This window comes from Mesorhizobium sp. 128a, from assembly GCF_053848025.1.
Genome location: NZ_JBSPKY010000034.1, coordinates 24,230 through 41,198, shown reverse-complemented (window position 1 = coordinate 41,198; position 16,969 = coordinate 24,230). Strand labels below are relative to the sequence as shown.

Annotated in this window: 13 protein-coding genes and 3 pseudogenes; 12 read left to right on the top strand and 4 right to left on the bottom strand. The window is 64.9% G+C overall.

The window, feature by feature from the left end; genetic code table 11:
* Positions 1 to 577: 577 nt before the first annotated feature.
* Positions 578 to 827, bottom strand: a pseudogene (locus ACWTU9_RS31405) (hemolysin secretion protein D); the annotation flags it as partial.
* A 52-nt stretch (positions 828 to 879) separates the two neighbouring features.
* Positions 880 to 1,020, bottom strand: a complete 141-nt coding sequence (locus ACWTU9_RS31400) for a hypothetical protein (protein ID WP_455861703.1) — start codon at positions 1,018 to 1,020, stop codon at positions 880 to 882.
* A 454-nt stretch (positions 1,021 to 1,474) separates the two neighbouring features.
* Between ACWTU9_RS31400 and ACWTU9_RS31395 the strand changes: the two are divergent.
* From ACWTU9_RS31395 to ACWTU9_RS31340, 12 genes and pseudogenes are all read left to right on the top strand, one after another.
* Positions 1,475 to 2,332 (top strand): annotated as a pseudogene (locus ACWTU9_RS31395) (efflux RND transporter permease subunit); the annotation flags it as partial.
* Positions 2,333 to 3,404: 1,072 nt separating this feature from the next.
* Complete coding sequence (locus ACWTU9_RS31390) at positions 3,405 to 4,607, top strand: cytochrome P450 (protein WP_455861702.1); 1,203 nt, start codon at positions 3,405 to 3,407, stop codon at positions 4,605 to 4,607.
* A gap of 94 nt (positions 4,608 to 4,701) precedes the next feature.
* Complete coding sequence (locus tag ACWTU9_RS31385) at positions 4,702 to 5,994, top strand: cytochrome P450 (protein WP_455861701.1); 1,293 nt, start codon at positions 4,702 to 4,704, stop codon at positions 5,992 to 5,994.
* Positions 5,975 to 6,121 (top strand): annotated as a pseudogene (locus ACWTU9_RS31380) (ferredoxin); the annotation flags it as partial. The gene ACWTU9_RS31385 and the pseudogene ACWTU9_RS31380, both read left to right, overlap by 20 nt.
* Positions 6,122 to 6,289: 168 nt before the next feature.
* The gene (locus ACWTU9_RS31375) at positions 6,290 to 7,126 is read left to right on the top strand and encodes an SDR family oxidoreductase (RefSeq protein ID WP_455861706.1); all 837 of its coding nucleotides are present in this window, start codon (positions 6,290 to 6,292) and stop codon (positions 7,124 to 7,126) included.
* Complete coding sequence (locus ACWTU9_RS31370; RefSeq protein ID WP_455861700.1) at positions 7,126 to 8,469, top strand: cytochrome P450; 1,344 nt, start codon at positions 7,126 to 7,128, stop codon at positions 8,467 to 8,469. The genes ACWTU9_RS31375 and ACWTU9_RS31370 overlap by 1 nt, the downstream gene beginning before the upstream one ends.
* Before the next feature lie 152 nt (positions 8,470 to 8,621).
* A complete protein-coding gene (locus tag ACWTU9_RS31365; protein WP_455861705.1) occupies positions 8,622 to 9,620 on the top strand; it encodes a polyprenyl synthetase family protein in 999 nt (332 codons plus the stop codon).
* A gap of 211 nt (positions 9,621 to 9,831) precedes the next feature.
* Positions 9,832 to 11,382, top strand: a complete 1,551-nt coding sequence (locus ACWTU9_RS31360; RefSeq protein WP_455861699.1) for a hypothetical protein — start codon at positions 9,832 to 9,834, stop codon at positions 11,380 to 11,382.
* Positions 11,379 to 12,281, top strand: a complete 903-nt coding sequence (locus ACWTU9_RS31355) for a terpene synthase family protein (RefSeq protein ID WP_455861698.1) — start codon at positions 11,379 to 11,381, stop codon at positions 12,279 to 12,281. The genes ACWTU9_RS31360 and ACWTU9_RS31355 overlap by 4 nt, the downstream gene beginning before the upstream one ends.
* An 85-nt stretch (positions 12,282 to 12,366) precedes the next feature.
* Positions 12,367 to 13,416, top strand: coding sequence for a type 2 isopentenyl-diphosphate Delta-isomerase (gene fni, locus ACWTU9_RS31350; RefSeq protein WP_455861697.1), 1,050 nt, complete (start codon positions 12,367 to 12,369; stop codon positions 13,414 to 13,416).
* Positions 13,417 to 14,119: 703 nt separating this feature from the next.
* Positions 14,120 to 14,245, top strand: coding sequence for a hypothetical protein (locus ACWTU9_RS31345; protein WP_455861696.1), 126 nt, complete (start codon positions 14,120 to 14,122; stop codon positions 14,243 to 14,245).
* A gap of 415 nt (positions 14,246 to 14,660) precedes the next feature.
* A complete protein-coding gene (locus tag ACWTU9_RS31340; RefSeq protein ID WP_455861695.1) occupies positions 14,661 to 15,464 on the top strand; it encodes a DsbA family protein in 804 nt (267 codons plus the stop codon).
* Positions 15,465 to 15,561: 97 nt separating this feature from the next.
* Here the strand turns inward: ACWTU9_RS31340 and ACWTU9_RS31335 are convergent, their stop codons facing one another.
* Both ACWTU9_RS31335 and ACWTU9_RS31330 read right to left on the bottom strand, forming a co-directional pair.
* The gene (locus ACWTU9_RS31335) at positions 15,562 to 15,684 is read right to left on the bottom strand and encodes a hypothetical protein (protein WP_455861694.1); all 123 of its coding nucleotides are present in this window, start codon (positions 15,682 to 15,684) and stop codon (positions 15,562 to 15,564) included.
* A 669-nt stretch (positions 15,685 to 16,353) separates the two neighbouring features.
* Entirely contained in the window at positions 16,354 to 16,509 is a 156-nt protein-coding gene (locus ACWTU9_RS31330; RefSeq protein ID WP_455861693.1) for a hypothetical protein, read from the bottom strand.
* Positions 16,510 to 16,969 lie beyond the last annotated feature (460 nt).

The window sequence follows — 16,969 nt, the reverse complement described above, 5'->3', positions numbered from 1 at the left end:
AGTGTCCAGACGGATGAAAGACGAAGCCTCTATCCTTCTCTTGAAGCTGCTGCGTTGTCCCTAGCCTTAACTAGGCGCGCTTTTTTCTGAGCACTTGATTTTTCGTATACCCAAAGGTGGGAGACGAAGCCGCCAATCCCTCAACGTGCTCACGCCGATAGAAGAACGCCCCAAGGTTCTCCTTAGGAACCTCTGCCTCGACGCCCGCCTCGAAGAATCAGACGGACCTGTTTGTGATGCATATAGGTCTTCTGGCAAAGTTCGCCGAGGGACACGTAGCCCGACTGAACGCCTCCGCGCTTTCCCGAGAGACCACCGGAATCATCCGTCTGGCATCGGGACTGAAATCTTCGATGAGGGTAAGGTGACCTGCCTCGATCAACCTGTTCACGACACGCTCATGGGTACCAAGGAGGAACGCCTCGGCCTCCGCTTGGGGAGGTTGGTGCGCGTTCAGCTTCATCGGGAAATGGGAGGGGAACCGGGTCACTTATGCGCCCGGCCGAAAAGCTAATGTCATTCCTCAAGGCTGCGCCGATAGCGCCCCCTGGGCGCGCCCTTTCATCGGCAAGGATAGGGAAATCCGTCCAGAAACGGGCGCGATCAGGGGCGTCTCCTCGATGACGGGGGCGAATGGTACCTGCACTTTGAACCGAGACCGTTACAGTGATGGGCGGCAGCGACACCAATGTCGCCACCGCAGAGAGCACAAGTACTTTATAGATGGCCAAAGATCGTCCTGATATTCGGGAGAGAATGCTCTCTGCGGTGTAGCAGGCGGTTTCGGCCGAAAGAGGAATTGCTAGGCTCTGTTCAGGACGAAGCATAGTCAGCCTTGGCACCTCTGTTCTAATCGTGGATTTTGGAACGTACCGCCCCTTACCACCCGAAAGTCGCCGCCACGTAAGCTGCTATTGCAGCACCTACCCAAAGCAGTCCCCAGAATACACCTCCCGAAATTGCAGCTGCTTCGTCGGGCGATAATTCGGTGACACCATAAGATCGCATATATTCGTTCATCGTCGTCTCCTTTATCGCAGTCAATGATTCAGTGATGCCGGGCCTTCCAGGTTGACCATATGGCTAGACCTGCCACGCCAAGAAATCCAGCAATGCCGAGAACTATTGCCAAAGGGTTTCCGCCCGAAACTGCAGTCGCTTCTTCAGGAGCCAACTCGGTCACACCGTAGGCTGACATGTCGGTACTCATTGTTGTTCCTTTCGAATGAGAAGATTGGTCAGTGACGCGGGTCGTCCGACTGCGCCGCCGCACAGGAGAGATACTCAAGGATGATGCCAACTGAACGGCAAGCGCCTCAGAAAGGCTATTTTACACGTTATGCAATGACTTCACTGAGCGTGCGTCAGCGCACCGGGTCGAACATCATGGTCACGGTCCCGACAAATCCGACAGAAGCTGTCAACACAAAGCACATCGGGAGGATCTCCGTAGACACCCGTCATTCCCGTCGGCGTGGTGGAAGGCGACACCGTAACAAAGGTTCGGGATGACATCTATCTGGTCGACGTGATTGGCCGAGCCGATGCGAAGGAGCGCGGATCGGTCGACACGCTGCTCGACCTGCAACTCGCAAGCAGCAGCGGTCAGACTGTCCCGCTCTCATCGGTCGCCAAGTTCCGATGCGAGCTCGAACAACCGGCAATCTGGCGGCGCGACCGGATTCCGACCATCACGATCAAGGCTGGCGTAAGCGGTGCCACCCAGCCGGCGACCATCGTGGCGGCTCTGGCAGCCAAGGTCGAGGCTTTTCGGAAAACCTTGCCCGCAGGATATTCCGTGCAAGTCGGTGGATCCGTCGAGCAAAGCGGCGAAGCCCAACGCCCCATCATTGCCGTAGCGCCCCTTATGCTCTTCGCCATGGCAACGCTTCTGATGATCCAGCTCCAGAGCTTCCAACGCTTGTTCCTGGTTTTCGCGGTCGCGCCATTGGCACTCATTGGCGTCGTCGCGGCACTCCTTCTCAGCAAAGCGTCGCTCGGCTTCGTTGCGCTGCTGGGCGTGCTGGCGCTCATCGGCATACTCATCCGCAACTCGGTCATCCTGATCGTGCAGATCGAGGAGCTGCGGGCTGCTGGAACACCACCGTGGAAGGTTGTCGTGGAAGCGACTGAGCACCGCATGCGACCGATCATGCTGACCGCAGCAGCAGCCACCTTGGCCCTCATCCCGATTTCTCGCGAGATATTCTGGGGACCTATGGCCTATGCCATGATGGGCGGCATCATCGTTGGAACGGTCCTTACTCTCCTCTTTCTGCCCGCGCTCTATGTGACCTGGTTCAGGATTCCGCGCGATGTCGAGCAGCGATAATGTGAGCTGCGTGGTCGTCGTTGCAATCTCGTCAAGGTATTACGCCCCACAGAGCGTCAGAGACGAAGCCGCATACCAACCAGCCCAGCACGGCAAGCAGGGCAAAGAGGATGGCAGTCGAGGTCCGCAGGACCGGCACGACAGCCAACACTCCCCAAATGCTCACTGCGCGCTCTGGCTCTCGGAACAGACGCTTCCAGCTCTTGTCGATCCGGACGTCGCGTGATCGTCCACTCCACCGCCATTGTCGCGCCTCCGAACAAAACCACGGTGGTGGACTGCATGGCCTTACCGATTCGTTCCCCGCCCCCCCAGAGAAGCTACCGGTCTCCTCCTCGCGACGGCAGTGACCTCAAAACGCTGGCCACTTCGTAGAAGCGCCAGGAGGCAAGCGACAGAATACACCGGCCAGTCAGCTCGCCCCACCGCGCGACTTGACCCGCCGTTGCGGCACGATGCGACCGATGCCAAGGCTATCGAGGCGACCCGTCCGCCTCGGTACTTTGTGCCGTGGACGCAAGACGCAACAGGCGAGTGCGGTCGTGTTGCGGTCGCGCGATCTGCTGAGGGCAGCGCACACCAGGCGATCAAGACCTAGCGCGGCAGGAATTCAAGTTCGCTCCGAACGTGTTCCGCCTTGTCCGATATCCGACACGATGTTGGACATCGGCACCGCGACAGCAAGGTTATCGTATCATTTGAAATGGTTCTCCGTTTGGCACGGTACATGCTGCGTTATCCGCAAACGCGTCAGGACCGAAGGAGAAATCGCACCATGATCACTCTTGCCGAAAATGTAGTCGCCCAAGTGCTGACCGGCCAAGCGGCGGAGCGCCGCCGTGGAGGCTAGCGAATGCTGGGCCGGGGAACTCTGTCTCGCGCTAGGCCGCTCATAATTTTCTGCTGTTCCTTCATCACGCTCTCGACTCTACGCCTTTTCGCGAGCCGATCGGTGCGATCCAGCATGCCAGCCCTTTTGCGAGCCCCTACGGCGACCAAACGTCTTTTCGCTGCCCGCAGCGCCTGCCGGTCACCTTCCGCCCTTCCACCGCTTAAAGAGTGAAGTGCCACCATGTCCGAACAACCTTTGCTGACGCTACCAATGTGGCGCGTCGATCACATCGAGCCCGCGCCCGAGATGTTGGCGCTATGCGCCAACGGCCCGATCCACCGCGTGCGCTTCCCGTCCGGGCACGAAGGCTGGTATGTGACAGGCCACGACGAGGCCAAGGCGGTGCTGTCCGACGCGACGTTCCGGCCCGCGGGAATGCCGCCGGCGGGATTCACCCCGGATTCGGTGATTCTCGGTTCGCCGGGGTGGCTGGTCTCGCACGAGGGGGGCGAGCATACCCGGTTACGCACGATCGTGGCGCCGGCCTTCAGCAACCGCAGGATGAAGCTGCTCGCGCAGCAGGTCGAGGCGATCGCCGCGCAGTTGTTCGAGACGCTGGCGGCCCAGCCCCAGCCCGCCGACTTGCGGCGCCACCTCTCCTTTCCGCTTCCGGCCATGGTCGTCAGCGGGCTGATGGGCGTGCTCTACGAGGATCACGCCTTTTTCGCCGGGCTGTCCGACGAGGTGATGACGCACCAGCATGAAAGCGGCCCGCGTAGCGCGTCGCGCCTGGCCTGGGAAGAACTGCGCGCCTACATTCGCGGCAAGATGCGGGACAAGCGCCAGGATCCGGGCGACAACCTGCTGACGGATTTGCTCGCGGCGGTCGACCAGGGCAAGGCGACCGAGGAAGAGGCGATCGGCCTGGCGGCGGGCATGCTGGTGGCGGGGCACGAGAGCACCCTCGCGCAGATCGAATTCGGCCTGCTGGCCATGTTCCGCCATCCGCAACAGCGCGAACGCCTCGTCGGCGATCCATCCCTGGTGGACAAGGCGGTGGAGGAAATCCTGCGCATGTATCCGCCCGGCGCGGGCTGGGACGGCATCATGCGCTACCCGAGGACCGACGTGACCATCGCGGGCGTGCATATTCCCGCGGAGAGCAAGGTTCTGGTCGGCCTGCCGGCGACGTCGTTCGATCCGCGCCATTTCGACGACCCGGAAATCTTCGACATCGGACGCGACGAAAATCCGCACCTGGCGTTCTCCCACGGGCCGCACTACTGCATCGGCATGGCGCTGGCCAGGCTGGAACTCAAGGTGGTGTTCGGTTCGATCTTCCAGCGCTTTCCCGCGCTGCGCCTGGCCGTTGCGCCCGAAGAACTGAAGTTGCGCAAGCAGATCATCACTGGCGGGTTCGAGGAGTTCCCGGTGCTCTGGTGATGCGCGGACGCCGCCGGGAATTGCGATCTTCTCCGCAATTTGCCGGCGCGCCTGGCGCGCGCCGGTCAGATCAGCCAGCCAACAGGTAACCAAGATGGACGTGCAAGAAACCACGGTAGCATGCCCGGACGCCTTCGCCGAACTGGCATCGCCAGCGTGCATCCACGACCCGTACCCGTTCATGCGGTGGTTGCGCGAGCACGATCCGGTGCACCGCGCGGCGTCGGGCCTCTTTCTGTTGAGCCGCCACGCCGATATCTACTGGGTGCTCAAGGCCACGGGCGATGCGTTTCGGGGACCGGCGCCGAGCGAACTGGCGCGCTATTTCCCGCGTGCGGCGACCAGCCTGTCGCTCAACCTGCTGGCGTCCACGCTCGCGATGAAGGAACCACCGACGCATACGCGTCTGCGCCGGCTGATCTCGCGCGATTTCACCATGAGCCAGATCGACAACCTGCGGCCGAGCATCGCGCGGGCGGTCGCAGAGCGCCTGGACGGCATCGCGCCCGCGCTGGAGCGCGGGGAGGCGGTGGACCTGCATCGGGAATTCGCGCTGGCCTTGCCTATGCTGGTCTTCGCCGAATTGTTCGGCATGCCCCAGGACGACATGTTCGGGTTCGCCCCAGGCATCGGCGCCATCCTGGAGGGCCTGAGGCCGTACGCCAACGATCCCCAGCTCGCCGCGGCGGACGAGGCCAGCGCCAGGGTGCAGGCCTACTTCGGCGACCTCGTGCAGCGCAAGCGCACCGATCCCCGCCACGACATCATATCGACGCTGGTCGGCGCACATGACGACGACACCGACACGCTGTCGGATGCGGAGTTGATCAGCATGCTGTGGGGCATGCTGCTGGGCGGCTTCGCCACCACTGCCGCGACCATCGACCATGCGGTCCTGGCGATGCTGGCGTATCCCGAACAGCGGCACTGGCTGCAGGGAGACGCCGTGGGGGTGGAGGCATTCGTCGAAGAGGTCCTGCGCTGCGACGCGCCCGCCTTGTTCAGCTCCATTCCGCGTATCGCCCAGCGCGACATCGAACTGGGCGGCGTGGTGATCCCGAAGAACGCGGACGTGCGCGTGCTGATCGCGGCCGGCAATCGCGACCCGGACGCCTTCGCCGATCCCGACCGCTTCGATCCCGCGCGGTTCTACGGCACCAGTCCTGGCATGTCGACCGACGGGAAGATCATGCTGAGCTTCGGCCACGGCATCCACTTCTGCCTCGGTGCGCAACTGGCCCGGGTGCAGTTGGCCGAGAGCCTGCCGCGGATCCAGGCGCGCTTCCCCACGCTGGCATTGGCCGAGCAGCCGACCCGGGAGCCCTCCGGGTTCCTTAGGACGTTTCGCGCGCTGCCAGTACGGCTGCATGCGCAGGCGGGGGGCTGAGATGCGCGTCGTGGTCGACCAGGATCTGTGCGGAACCACCGGGCAGTGCGTGCTGACGCTGCCGGGCACCTTTCGCCAGCGCGGACCGGACGGCGTGGCCGAAGTGTACGTGGAGACGGTCCCGCAGGCGCTGCACGCCGCCGTGCGGCTCGCGGCCAGACAGTGCCCGGTCGCCGCCATTCGGGTCATCGAAAGCGACGCTGGCCATGACGAGCGCGCCAGCGCCGACCCTGCGCCTTCTCCGGCGCAGGCCGAGCGGCATGCCGCGAAGACCAACGCAATCCAGGAGAACACGATGGGACGGTTTGAAGGCAAGGTGGCCGTGGTGACTGGCGCCGGCGCGGGCATCGGCAAGGCATGCGCCCTCGCCATCGCGCGCGAGGGCGGCAGAGTGGTGGTGGCCGACATTGATGGCTCGGCGGCCATCGCCACCGCCGCGCAGATCGCGGCCGAAGCGGGCCACGCGCTGGACCTGGCCATGGACATCGCCGATGCGCAGGCGGTAGCAGCGCTGTTCGAGACGGCGGGCCGGCACTTCGGTGGGGTCGACCTGCTGGTGAACAACGCGAGCGCCATGCATCTGACCCCCCGCGACCGCGCGATCCTCGACCTGGACCTGGCGGTCTGGGATCAGACCATGGCGACCAATCTGCGCGGCACGCTGCTCTGCTGCCGGCAGGCCATCCCACGGATGATCGCCCGCGGCGGTGGCGCGATCGTCAACATGTCGTCGTGCCAGGGGCTCAGCGGTGACACCGCGCAGACGTCCTACGCCGCGTCGAAGGCGGCGATGAACATGCTGTCGGCCTCGCTCGCCACCCAGTACGGTCATGCGCAGATCCGCTGCAACGCGGTTGCGCCGGGTCTCATCATGACCGAGCGTCTCCTCGCCAAGCTGGACGAGTGCATGCAACGGTATCTGCACCGGCACCAGCTCCTGCCACGCGTCGGCCGCCCCGAGGACGTGGCCGCGCTGGTGGCGTTCCTGCTCTCCGACGCTGCTGCGTTCATCACCGGCCAGGTCGTCTGCATCGACGGCGGCATGATGGCGCATGTGCCGACGTACGCCGATGGTGGCAACAGCCCCGACGCGTGGGCTGCCGGCGACACTGCCGAAGCGGCGCGCTGCTGATGAACATGCTGCTCAACCCGCTGGACCGTCGGCACCGGCTGCGGTACGACATCCCGGTCGTGCCCGGCGCTTTCCCCCTTGTCGGGCATCTTCCCGCCATCGCCTGCGACCTGCCGCGCCTGCTGCGGCGCGCGGAACGGACGCTGGGCAGCCACTTCTGGCTGAATTTCGGCCCTGCCGGACACCTGATGACCTGCATGGATCCGGATGCGTTCGCACTGCTCCGGCACAAGGACGCGTCCTCGGCGCTGATCGCAGAGATCGCGCCCGAATTGCTTGGCGGAACGTTGGTCGCCCAGGACGGCGGCGCGCACCGGCAGGCGCGCGATGCGATCAAGGCGGCGTTCCTGCCCAAGGGGCTGACCCAGGCCGGGATCGGCGACCTGTTCGCGCCCGTCATCCTGGCGCGGGTGCAGGCGTGGCGCGACCGCGGCGACGTAACCATCCTGCCCGAAACCGGCGACCTGATGCTCAAGCTCATCTTCAGCCTCATGGGAATCCCCGCGCAGGACCTGCCGGGATGGCATCGCAAGTACCGGCAACTGCTGCAGTTGGTCGTCGCGCCCCGGGTCGACCTGCCCGGACTGCCCTTGCGGCGCGGCCGCGCCGCCCGCGACTGGATCGACGCGCAGTTGCGCCAGTTCGTCAGCGACGCGCGCGCGCATGCCGCGCGCACCGGCTTGATCAACGACATGGTGAGCGCCTTCGATCGCAGTGACGATGCGCTCTCCGATGACGTCCTGGTCGCCAATATCCGCGTGCTGCTGCTTGCCGGTCACGACACCACCGCCTCGACGATGGCCTGGTTGGTGATCGAGCTGGCGCGGCGGCCTGTGCTGTGGGACGCCCTGGTCGAGGAGGCGCAACGCGTGGGCGCGGTGCCGACCCGGCACGCGAACCTGGCGCAGTGTCCGGTCGCCGAGGCGCTGTTCCGCGAGACGCTGCGCATGCATCCGGCGATCACGCTCTTGCCGCGCCGCGCGCTGCAGGAATTGCAACTCGGCCAGCGGCGCATTCCCGCGGGCACCGATCTGTGCATCCCGCTGCTGCATTTCTCGACCTCGGCGCTGCTGCACGAGGCGCCTGATCAGTTCCGCCTGGAGCGGTGGCTGCAACGCACGGAGCCGATCCGGCCGGTGGACATGCTGCAGTTCGGTACCGGCCCGCACGTCTGCATCGGCTACCACCTGGTATGGCTGCAAATGGTGCAGTTCTGCATCGCCTTGGCGCTGACCATGCACAAAGCCGGGGTGCGGCCCCGGTTGCTGAGCGGCGTCGAAAAAGGCCGGCGCTATTACCCGACTGCACATCCGTCCATGAAAATCCGCATCGGATTCTCATGAGGTGGCATCGCATGCCCCGTGTGGCGAGGCGGCGGCGCCGGCGACGCGCGGCATTGCTGCACCCGGCGCCCGCTCGGTGCGACCCCGGCAACACCGCGGCTGGGAGCCGCTCGCCGTGGCCGTCTTCTGTCAGGCACAAGGACATGAACAACATGCAGACCGGTTCGAAGCTACACGACGACCGAACTGGCGTTTCCGCGCTCGGCAGATTGGGCGCGCAGGCGCGCGGCGCATCCGGCAGGCTGCTGCCGGAGATCTGGATGCAGGACGGCGCAAAGCGGGTCGAACAGGCGCTGGCGCGTCTTCTCTGCGCCGAAGAGGACGGTGAGACCGAACTGATGGCGGCGATGCGCTACGCCACCTTGAATGGCGGGAAGCGCACCCGCGCCTTGCTCTGTCTGGCTGCCGGCGCACTGGCCGACACGCCGGCGCACATGCTCGACGACGTCGGCGCCGCCATCGAGATGATGCACGCCTGTACCTTGGTCCACGACGACCTGCCCGCGATGGACGACGACGTGCTTCGCCGCGGCCTTCCAACCGTGCACGTCAAGTTCGGCGAAGCCATTGCGATCCTGGTAGGCGATGCGCTGCAGGCGCACGCTTTCCTGACCCTGGCGAGCCTGGATGCGCCGGGCGACAGCCGTATCGCGCTCGTGCGCGAACTGGCGCAGGCGGTCTCCGCCGAGGGTGCCGCAGGCGGGCAGGCTCTGGATCTGTCGCTGGCCGGAAAGCATGTCGAGCTGGACAGGATCGTGGCGATGCACCGGATGAAGAGCGGAGCGCTAGTGCGCGCGTCCGTTCGCATGGGCGCGCTATGCGCCATCGCGGAGAATGCCGCACACGCTGCGCTGTACTGTGCGCTCGATCGCTACAGCGCCTGTTTCGGGCTGGCATTGCAGGTGGTCGACGACATTCTCGACGCGACAGCGGACACCGCGACGCTGGGCAAGACCCCCGGCAAGGACGCGGCGGCGCAGAAGCCGACCTGCGCGTCGATCATGGGGCCGCAGGCAGCGCGCCAGTTCGCGCTGGATCTGTTGCACGACGCCGCGGAGGCCATCGCCCCGCTGGGGCCGCGTGCGGAACGATTGGCGCAGATGCTGCAGCGGGCCAACGCGTATCTGATCAAGCACGCGCCATGCGCATGAGCGCGCCCGTTCGCATGGAGTTGCCCCTGTGCCGCTGCGATCGGCCGGCGGCAGCGGTGCATGCTGCGCTGTGTCCGAGTCCGGGGCGCCGATTGCAGCAGTTGGCCAGCACGGCCATGGCGCATAGCGGCGCGCTACGCGCAACAACCCTATGCGGACCGGCGTCTGCCCGATCTGGTTCTCGTCAAACGCCTGCAGAAGGACGTCCCGCGTGAACGCGCTGTCCGAACAGATCCTTTCCGAATTGCGCCACCTGCTGAGCGAGATGAGCGACGGCGGCAGCGTCGGTCCGTCCGTCTACGACACGGCGCGAGCTCTACAGTTCCACGGCAACGTCGCCGGTCGGCAGGACGCATACGCGTGGCTTATCGCGCAGCAACAGGCCGATGGCGGATGGGGAAGCGCGGACTTCCCGCTGTTCCGCCATGCGCCCACGTGGGCGGCGTTGCTGGCCTTGCAGCGTGCCGATCCTCTTCCCGGCGCTGCCGATGCGGTCCAGGTTGCAACCCGATTCCTCGAGCGCCAGCCCGATCCCTACGCGCATGCGGTGCCGGATGACGCGCCGATCGGCGCTGAGCTGATCCTGCCGCAGTTGTGCGGTGAGGCCGCATCCTTGCTGGGCGGCGTGGCGTTTCCGCGCCACCCGGCGCTGTTGCCGTCGCGGCAAGCGCGCATGGTCAAGCTGGGGGCGGTGGCGACGTTACCGAGCGGCCATCCGTTGCTGCACTCCTGGGAAGCCTGGGGGACGTCGCCGACCACCGCATGTCCGGATGATGATGGCAGCATCGGCATCAGTCCGGCGGCCACTGCCGCGTGGCTTGCGCACGCCGTGACACAGGGGAGAACGCCGCAGGTCGTGCGCGCCGACGCGTATCTGAAGGCGGCATCGCGGGCGACGCGCAGCGGCATCGAAGGTGTCGTTCCCAACGTCTGGCCGATCAATGTGTTCGAGCCATGTTGGTCGCTGTACACCCTGCATCTGGCCGGGCTGTTCGCGCATCCAGCGCTCGCCGAACCGGTGCGCGTGATCGTCGCGCAGCTCGACGCCCGCCTGGGCGTGCGCGGTCTGGGCCCGGCCTTGCACTTCGCTGCCGATGCGGACGACACCGCCGTTGCGTTGGGCGTCCTGGGACTTGCAGGCCGCGACCCGGCGGTCGATGCGTTGCGCCATTTCGAAACCGGCGAGCTGTTCGTCACCTTCCCCGGCGAGCGCAATGCCTCCGTGTCGACCAATATCCATGCCCTGCATGCGCTGCGACTGTTGGGAAAGCCCGCCGCCGGCACCAGCGCCTACGTCGAGGCCAATCGCAACCCGCACGGTCTATGGGACAACGAAAAATGGCACGTTTCGTGGCTGTATCCCACCGCGCATGCGGTCGCTGCGCTTGCGCAAGGCAAGCCCCATTGGCGCGACGAGCGCGCGCTGGCGGCACTGCTGCAGGCGCAGCGCGACGACGGCGGCTGGGGCGCCGGTCGCGCGTCCACATTCGAGGAAACCGCCTATGCGCTGTTCGCGTTGCACGTGATGGATGGGGGCGAAGAACCGACAGGGCGCCGGCGCATCGCGCAGGCGGTGGCGCGTGCGCTGAAGTGGATGCTGGCCCGCCATGCGGCGCATGCATTGCCGCAGACGCCGCTGTGGATCGGCAAGGAACTGTATTGCCCCACCCGGGTCGTGCGCGTGGCCGAACTCGCCGGGTTGTGGCTGGCGCTTCGTTGGGGGCGGCGCGCCATGGCCGAGGGAGCAGGAGCGGCGCCATGATCCAGACCGAACGCGCGCTGCAGCAGGTGCTGGAGTGGGGGCATTCCCTGACCGGGTTCGCCGATGAGCATGCCGTGGAGGCGGTCAGGGGCGGCCAGTACATCCTGCAGCGCATCCACCCGAGCCTGCGCGAGACCAGCGCCCGCACCGGCCGCGATCCGCAGGACGAAACGCTGATCGTGGCGTTCTATCGCGAACTGGCGCTGCTGTTCTGGCTCGACGATTGCAACGACCGTTGCCTGATCGCGCCGGAGCAGCTCGCCGCGGTGGAGCAGGCGCTGGGGCAGGGCGTACCGTGTGCGCTCCCCGGATTCGAGGGCTGCGCTGTGCTGCGCGCTTCGCTGGCCGCGCTCGCCTACGATCCTCGCGACTATGCTCAGCTTCTCGACGATACCCGGTGCTACTGCGCCGCGCTGCGCGCCGAACACGCGCAGGCGGAAGAAACGGAACACTGGTCCTACGCCGAGTACCTGCACAACGGCATCGATTCGATCGCCTACGCGAACGTGTTCTGTTGCCTGTCCTTGCTGTGGGGGCTGGACATGGCGACCTTGCGCGCGCGTCCGGCGTTTCGCCAGGTCCTGCGGCTCATCTCCGCGATAGGGCGCCTGCAGAACGATCTGCATGGACGCGACAAGGACAGGTCGGTCTGCGAGGCCGACAACGCGGCGATCCTGCTGCTGCAGCGCTATCCGGCTATGCCTGTGGTGGAGTTCCTCAACGACGAGCTGGCCGGCCATACGCGCATGATGCACGGGGTGATGGCGGAAGAACGCTTTCCCGCGCCGTGGGGACCGTTGATCGAGGCCATGGCGGCCATCCGCGCGCAGTACTACCAGACCTCGACCAGCCGCTACCGCAGCGACACTCCAGGGGGAGGCCAGCATGCGCCGGCCTGAACGCGCGGGAGGCGGCGGCGTGCGCGCGCTGCCGTCGGTTCGATCCGACGCAACGCCGTCGCCCCATGCGACGAATGGAGCGAGCATGAGCGAAACCGCCCTGAGCCGGCGCAAGGACGACCATCTGGCCATCGTGCTGGATCGGCAAACGGCGCCGGCCACTGTCGCCGCCGGCTGGGAGTACATCCGTTTCGAACACTGCGCATTGCCCGAGTTGGACCTGACGCAGATTGACCTGCGCGCCTCGCTGCTGGGCAAGACCATGCGCGCGCCGCTGCTGATCAGCTCCATGACCGGCGGCATCCCGCGCGCCGAGGCCATCAACCGGCATCTGAGCGAGGCAGCGCAAGCCTTGGGGATCGCCATGGGCGTCGGTTCGCAGCGCGTGAGCCTGCAATCCCGCAACTCCCAGGGGCTGACGCGCGCGTTACGCCGCCTGGCCCCAGACATTCCGTTGCTGGCCAATATCGGCGCCGCGCAACTGCGCGAGGCCGACGGCCTGGACCTGGCGTGCCGGGCGGTGGATGCGCTGGAGGCCGATGGGCTCATCGTCCATCTCAATCCGCTGCAGGAAGCGGTACAGCCGGAGGGCGACCGCGACTGGCGCGGCATCCTCGCGCAGATCGCTCGCGCCGCGCGCAGTGTGGGCGTGCCGATCGTGGCCAAGGAAGTGGGGTCGGGCCTGTCCGCCTCGGTGGCCTGTGCGCTCGTCGAGGCGGGCGTGGCGGTGATCGATGTCGCCGGCGCTGGCGGCACCAGTTGGGCCGCGGTGGAGGGCGAGCGCGCCCGCGATGCCGCCGACCGTGCAGTGGCGATGGCGTTCGCCGATTGGGGGATTCCGACCCCGGCCAGCGTGAAGGCGGTACGTCGGGCGCTGCCAACGGTGAAGCTGATCGCGTCGGGCGGGATCCGCGACGGCGTCGACGTGGCCAAGGCCATCCGCCTGGGCGCGGACATCGCCGGGCAGGCAGCCGGCGTGCTGCGCGCGGCGACGGTGTCCACCGAGGCGGTTGTCGCGCATTTCGAGATCGTCATCCGCCAGTTGGCCGTCGCCTGCTTCTGCACCGGCTCGGCCGATCTGGCGGCGTTGGGTCGGGCGTGCTTGTTGCCCTCGGCGCATCTGCCCGCCGGTTGATGCCGGCCTCGCCCGCCCGTGCGGGTTCAAGGGAGGAGCGCAGCGCTTCTCTTGCACATTGGGTGCAGTCACCCTCGTTCCGTGTTGCCACCTCTCAACTTGCAAAGGCCGTGCCAGCACCTCAGCGCCCAGCAAGCGCGATTTGCCGTGAAAACCTCCACAGTGCCCAGATGTCAGTTGTAGTGAACCTGACATTTTGTCTGCCGCTGTCAGCTTTTGGACACGGGATCACACAGCTTCGCGCCGCCGGAAAAGGCGTGACCAACGCCCAACGTCGTCTGAAGCATCGACGCCAGGCGCCACGGTGTCGCCCACGCCAGATCGTCGTGAACGAGACGTTCAAGCTTGACCCGGGAACTCGAGCCGAAAACGGCCCGAGGTTTTGGCTTTGTTTGGGGCGCCGGATGAGGACGGCGCGAAGCCGGCGGCAATGGCGGCGACTATACCACGGCGCCAATCTTCGCCCGCATTTGGAGGCTCTCCGACGACGATGTGGTGCGCCCTCACCATCGTCATGGCGAGTGGCTGGAGGGCCGGATGGGCCGTGGTCCAAGGGGGCGGTAACCATCTGAATGTCGGCATGAGCGCATTGTGGCAGCCAGACGAGACCTTCTTCGATCTGCATACGCGACAAGGAAGTAGCCAACGCGATGCTGGCGCACATCGCTGAAACGCAGGTCGCCGACGCCATGTCTCGGAGAAGGTGACGACGCAAAAGCAGATCGTGCGTGTCTTGTCCGAAGGCACAACGGGGCGCTCGAAGCTAGCCGCCTGGATGGCGGTTCCGGTCCGCGCCCATGCCGATCGTGGCGGCTTTCCGGACCGCTGACCAGTGGGCCGAGGCCGCGCCGCTGTTTGCGCCGCCAACCGCTGAATGAGCGGACAGGGCAGGGTGGCGGGGATTCCGCCGCCGGTCCCACCGCCCGTCGCCGAGTTGAATGTGCGGGTATTCGCCAGCAGCGAGTGCTGGAATCCGCAAAAGCGCGGCGCGAAAGGCCCTTATGAATCCCGGAAACCTGCGCGTTTGTCGGCGCTGTCGCAATTGGCACGGAGCTTGCTGCGACCTTGGGCGCAACGTTCGACCGGAGCGCAGCGACGGGAGATGCCCGGGAGGGAGGAGCCCACCTCGATCCGGTCAGGAGACAGTATGTTGATTCTTGTGACCTGCAAACCGCAGCGCGAGTCCCGCGGCCCGCAAGCCCTCTTTGCTGCCCTGCCGTTCACTGTTGATTCGAGCCTGGCCCATGCCTGAACAAAGAGCCGGCCGTATCGCTCTTTTAATCCTGACCCTGCTTCTTGCCGGGCTTGTAGCGCAACATCATCCGCCTGTTATAGACTACCTGCGCCAGCGCGAAAACCGTCGCCTGCTCGAGGCGGATTGGCGGAAGCTCATTCCGGAGCGGCGCGACGCACTCTTCAACGATCCCTCTGCGCCAACTGCTGGCAACCCGAATGGCGACGTCCCTCTGGTGGTGTTTTTGGACTACAACTGTCCGCACTGCCGGGCGGAAGACCTTATCATCCAGCAAGCCCTCAAGGACGATCCCAAGCTGAAGGTTGTCTACAAAGAGTATCCGGGCAAGGCACCGGGTTCCAAATTCGCCGCAGTGGCGGCGCTCGCCTCCCGCAAACAGGGAAAATATGAGCCGTTTCATCACGCCCTTATGGCTGCTCGCGGCCAGGTCAGCGAATTCTCCATCTTGACTATCGCACGACAGGTGGGCCTCGACGTTGAGAAGCTCAAGCGGGACATGGAAGATCCCGCCATCGAAGACGCCCTCGAGCGCAATGGCGCGCTCGCCACGGAGCTGTACATCACCGGCACGCCGGCCTTGGTTCTCGGCGACGAAGTGATCGAAGGGGTGCCCGAGATTCCCACGCTGGAACGCTTAATCGCCAAAGCGCGGGAAAAGCTAAGCGTCGATACTGTGCCGGATCACCAACTTCGCCATTTTTTGACAGTGGTGACGGCCGGTGCAATCCCGTTCTGTGGCCATGGGTGCTCTCGCGCCGGACCAACTCGCTTATATGGCCCGGCAACGCGGTAGTGGGCGCACCACGCCGTTCCATCGGCAGCGTGCAAACCCGCATTTAGCGGCGCTTTCCTCAACCTCTTCGAACGGGATCGCACAGCTCGGCACCCGTTCAGCGGCGTTGGTGTTCCGTTCCTTCGGTCGGCGTTTTTTCACCGAAAGCCTCGCCAAAGGGAAAGGCATAAAGCGCGCCGGACGCGTGCTTCAGATCGCGGCCTGCGAAGATGATCGTCATGGGGTTTTCACCTACTGGGGGATCCTACAAGTCCTCATTGTCAGCAGATTGTCGACGTGGACGGCCGCATAGAAACGGGCGGGAGGGGGCCAATGCCGGTCTTCATTCCGCCTACGCTCGTACGCCGCGCAAAGAACCCTGAACGAGCAGCAGACGATCCGTAAAAGCACGTCAGAGAAGCCGCTGGAGGGTGCCACATTCCTGTCGCACTCAACTAAGGACGATGACTTGGTAGTGGGCGCCACGATCGTGCTGGAGAACCATGGCCGAAGGTTTACACCGACAAGGTGGATCCGGAAATGCCACCTTATACTACGGAAAAGACGGCATCGCTGCTGAAGACTCGCATCCGTCAGATCGTACAGTTCGTTTGCTGGCGAGCAAGAACAGCAAAGAGAGTCGGTGGGTGCTCTGGGGACTCGGCGTTGCGGATGGTACAAGGGTATTCCGAAGATCGCCCTTTTCCCGTCCGCGGACGACCCAGCCGACATAACTTGGGCTTCCTGGGAACACCTCGATCTGTATCCCCGCATCATCGTCTGGGGGGAGATGAAGGACCGCACTTTGGATGGTCTGGGACTATAGGTCGAATACGGCGACTCCCCTTAGTGATTGGCTCGCCGGACCCTGACCTCCCGTTCAGCTGCGGCTTTTGACGATGCCGCGGGTCTAATCAGTTTTGACGACGCGGTTGACCACATAGTCGGAGGCGATCACCTTGTAATCGACGATCAGCTTTCGTGGGGCTGGGGAAGCGAGCGCGGGATTGATGCGGCGCGGTACCCAGCCATAGCGCTCGGCTACCTCGCTAACGTCACGCGGCATGCTTGGCTCATTCTCGAGGTTGGCCGCGATGCGCAGAGCGTCGTCCGGAGTTCCAGTCCATAAAATGTCTGTCGACCGTAGCGAAAAGGTTCCCTTCGGGAGGACCCAGCCAAAGCCCGCTTTCACCAGATCACGCAGTTCATCTAGTTCTGAGCTCATTCACTATTCGCATGATCAGGTCTCTAAAAGCGCAGGGCTGTCAGGCTCAAACAGCCCAGTTCATCGTGCAAGGAAACGCTAGTTTAAGTGCCTTCGCAGAACTCCAATTAAGCTGCACATCGCTATGCGAATGATAAGGCAACATTAGCGGTCGTTTTATGCCTCCGACAGGCTGTGCGTTTCGGTGCGAAAATGATGGCGAAAAGCGCACGGCACTTTACCGTGGCGCTTCGCAGTGCCGCCAGCATGCGTCTGGTCGGCCGGGCCGAGGATGAAGCCGCGCTGCGTGACGCCTGGCACT

Excerpts from the sequence above, each read along its gene's own strand:
- ACWTU9_RS31340 (WP_455861695.1), top strand. The coding sequence starts at position 14,661 with ATGCCTGAACAAAGAGCCGGCCGTATCGCTCTTTTAATCCTGACCCTG.
- ACWTU9_RS31365 (WP_455861705.1), top strand. The coding sequence starts at position 8,622 with ATGCAGACCGGTTCGAAGCTACACGACGACCGAACTGGCGTTTCCGCG.
- ACWTU9_RS31375 (WP_455861706.1), top strand. The coding sequence starts at position 6,290 with ATGGGACGGTTTGAAGGCAAGGTGGCCGTGGTGACTGGCGCCGGCGCG.
- ACWTU9_RS31335 (WP_455861694.1), bottom strand. The coding sequence starts at position 15,684 with ATGACGATCATCTTCGCAGGCCGCGATCTGAAGCACGCGTCCGGCGCG.
- ACWTU9_RS31400 (WP_455861703.1), bottom strand. The coding sequence starts at position 1,020 with ATGAACGAATATATGCGATCTTATGGTGTCACCGAATTATCGCCCGAC.
- ACWTU9_RS31330 (WP_455861693.1), bottom strand. The coding sequence starts at position 16,509 with ATGCCGCGTGACGTTAGCGAGGTAGCCGAGCGCTATGGCTGGGTACCG.
- ACWTU9_RS31370 (WP_455861700.1), top strand. The coding sequence starts at position 7,126 with ATGAACATGCTGCTCAACCCGCTGGACCGTCGGCACCGGCTGCGGTAC.
- ACWTU9_RS31355 (WP_455861698.1), top strand. The coding sequence starts at position 11,379 with ATGATCCAGACCGAACGCGCGCTGCAGCAGGTGCTGGAGTGGGGGCAT.
- ACWTU9_RS31385 (WP_455861701.1), top strand. The coding sequence starts at position 4,702 with ATGGACGTGCAAGAAACCACGGTAGCATGCCCGGACGCCTTCGCCGAA.
- ACWTU9_RS31390 (WP_455861702.1), top strand. The coding sequence starts at position 3,405 with ATGTCCGAACAACCTTTGCTGACGCTACCAATGTGGCGCGTCGATCAC.
- fni (WP_455861697.1), top strand. The coding sequence starts at position 12,367 with ATGAGCGAAACCGCCCTGAGCCGGCGCAAGGACGACCATCTGGCCATC.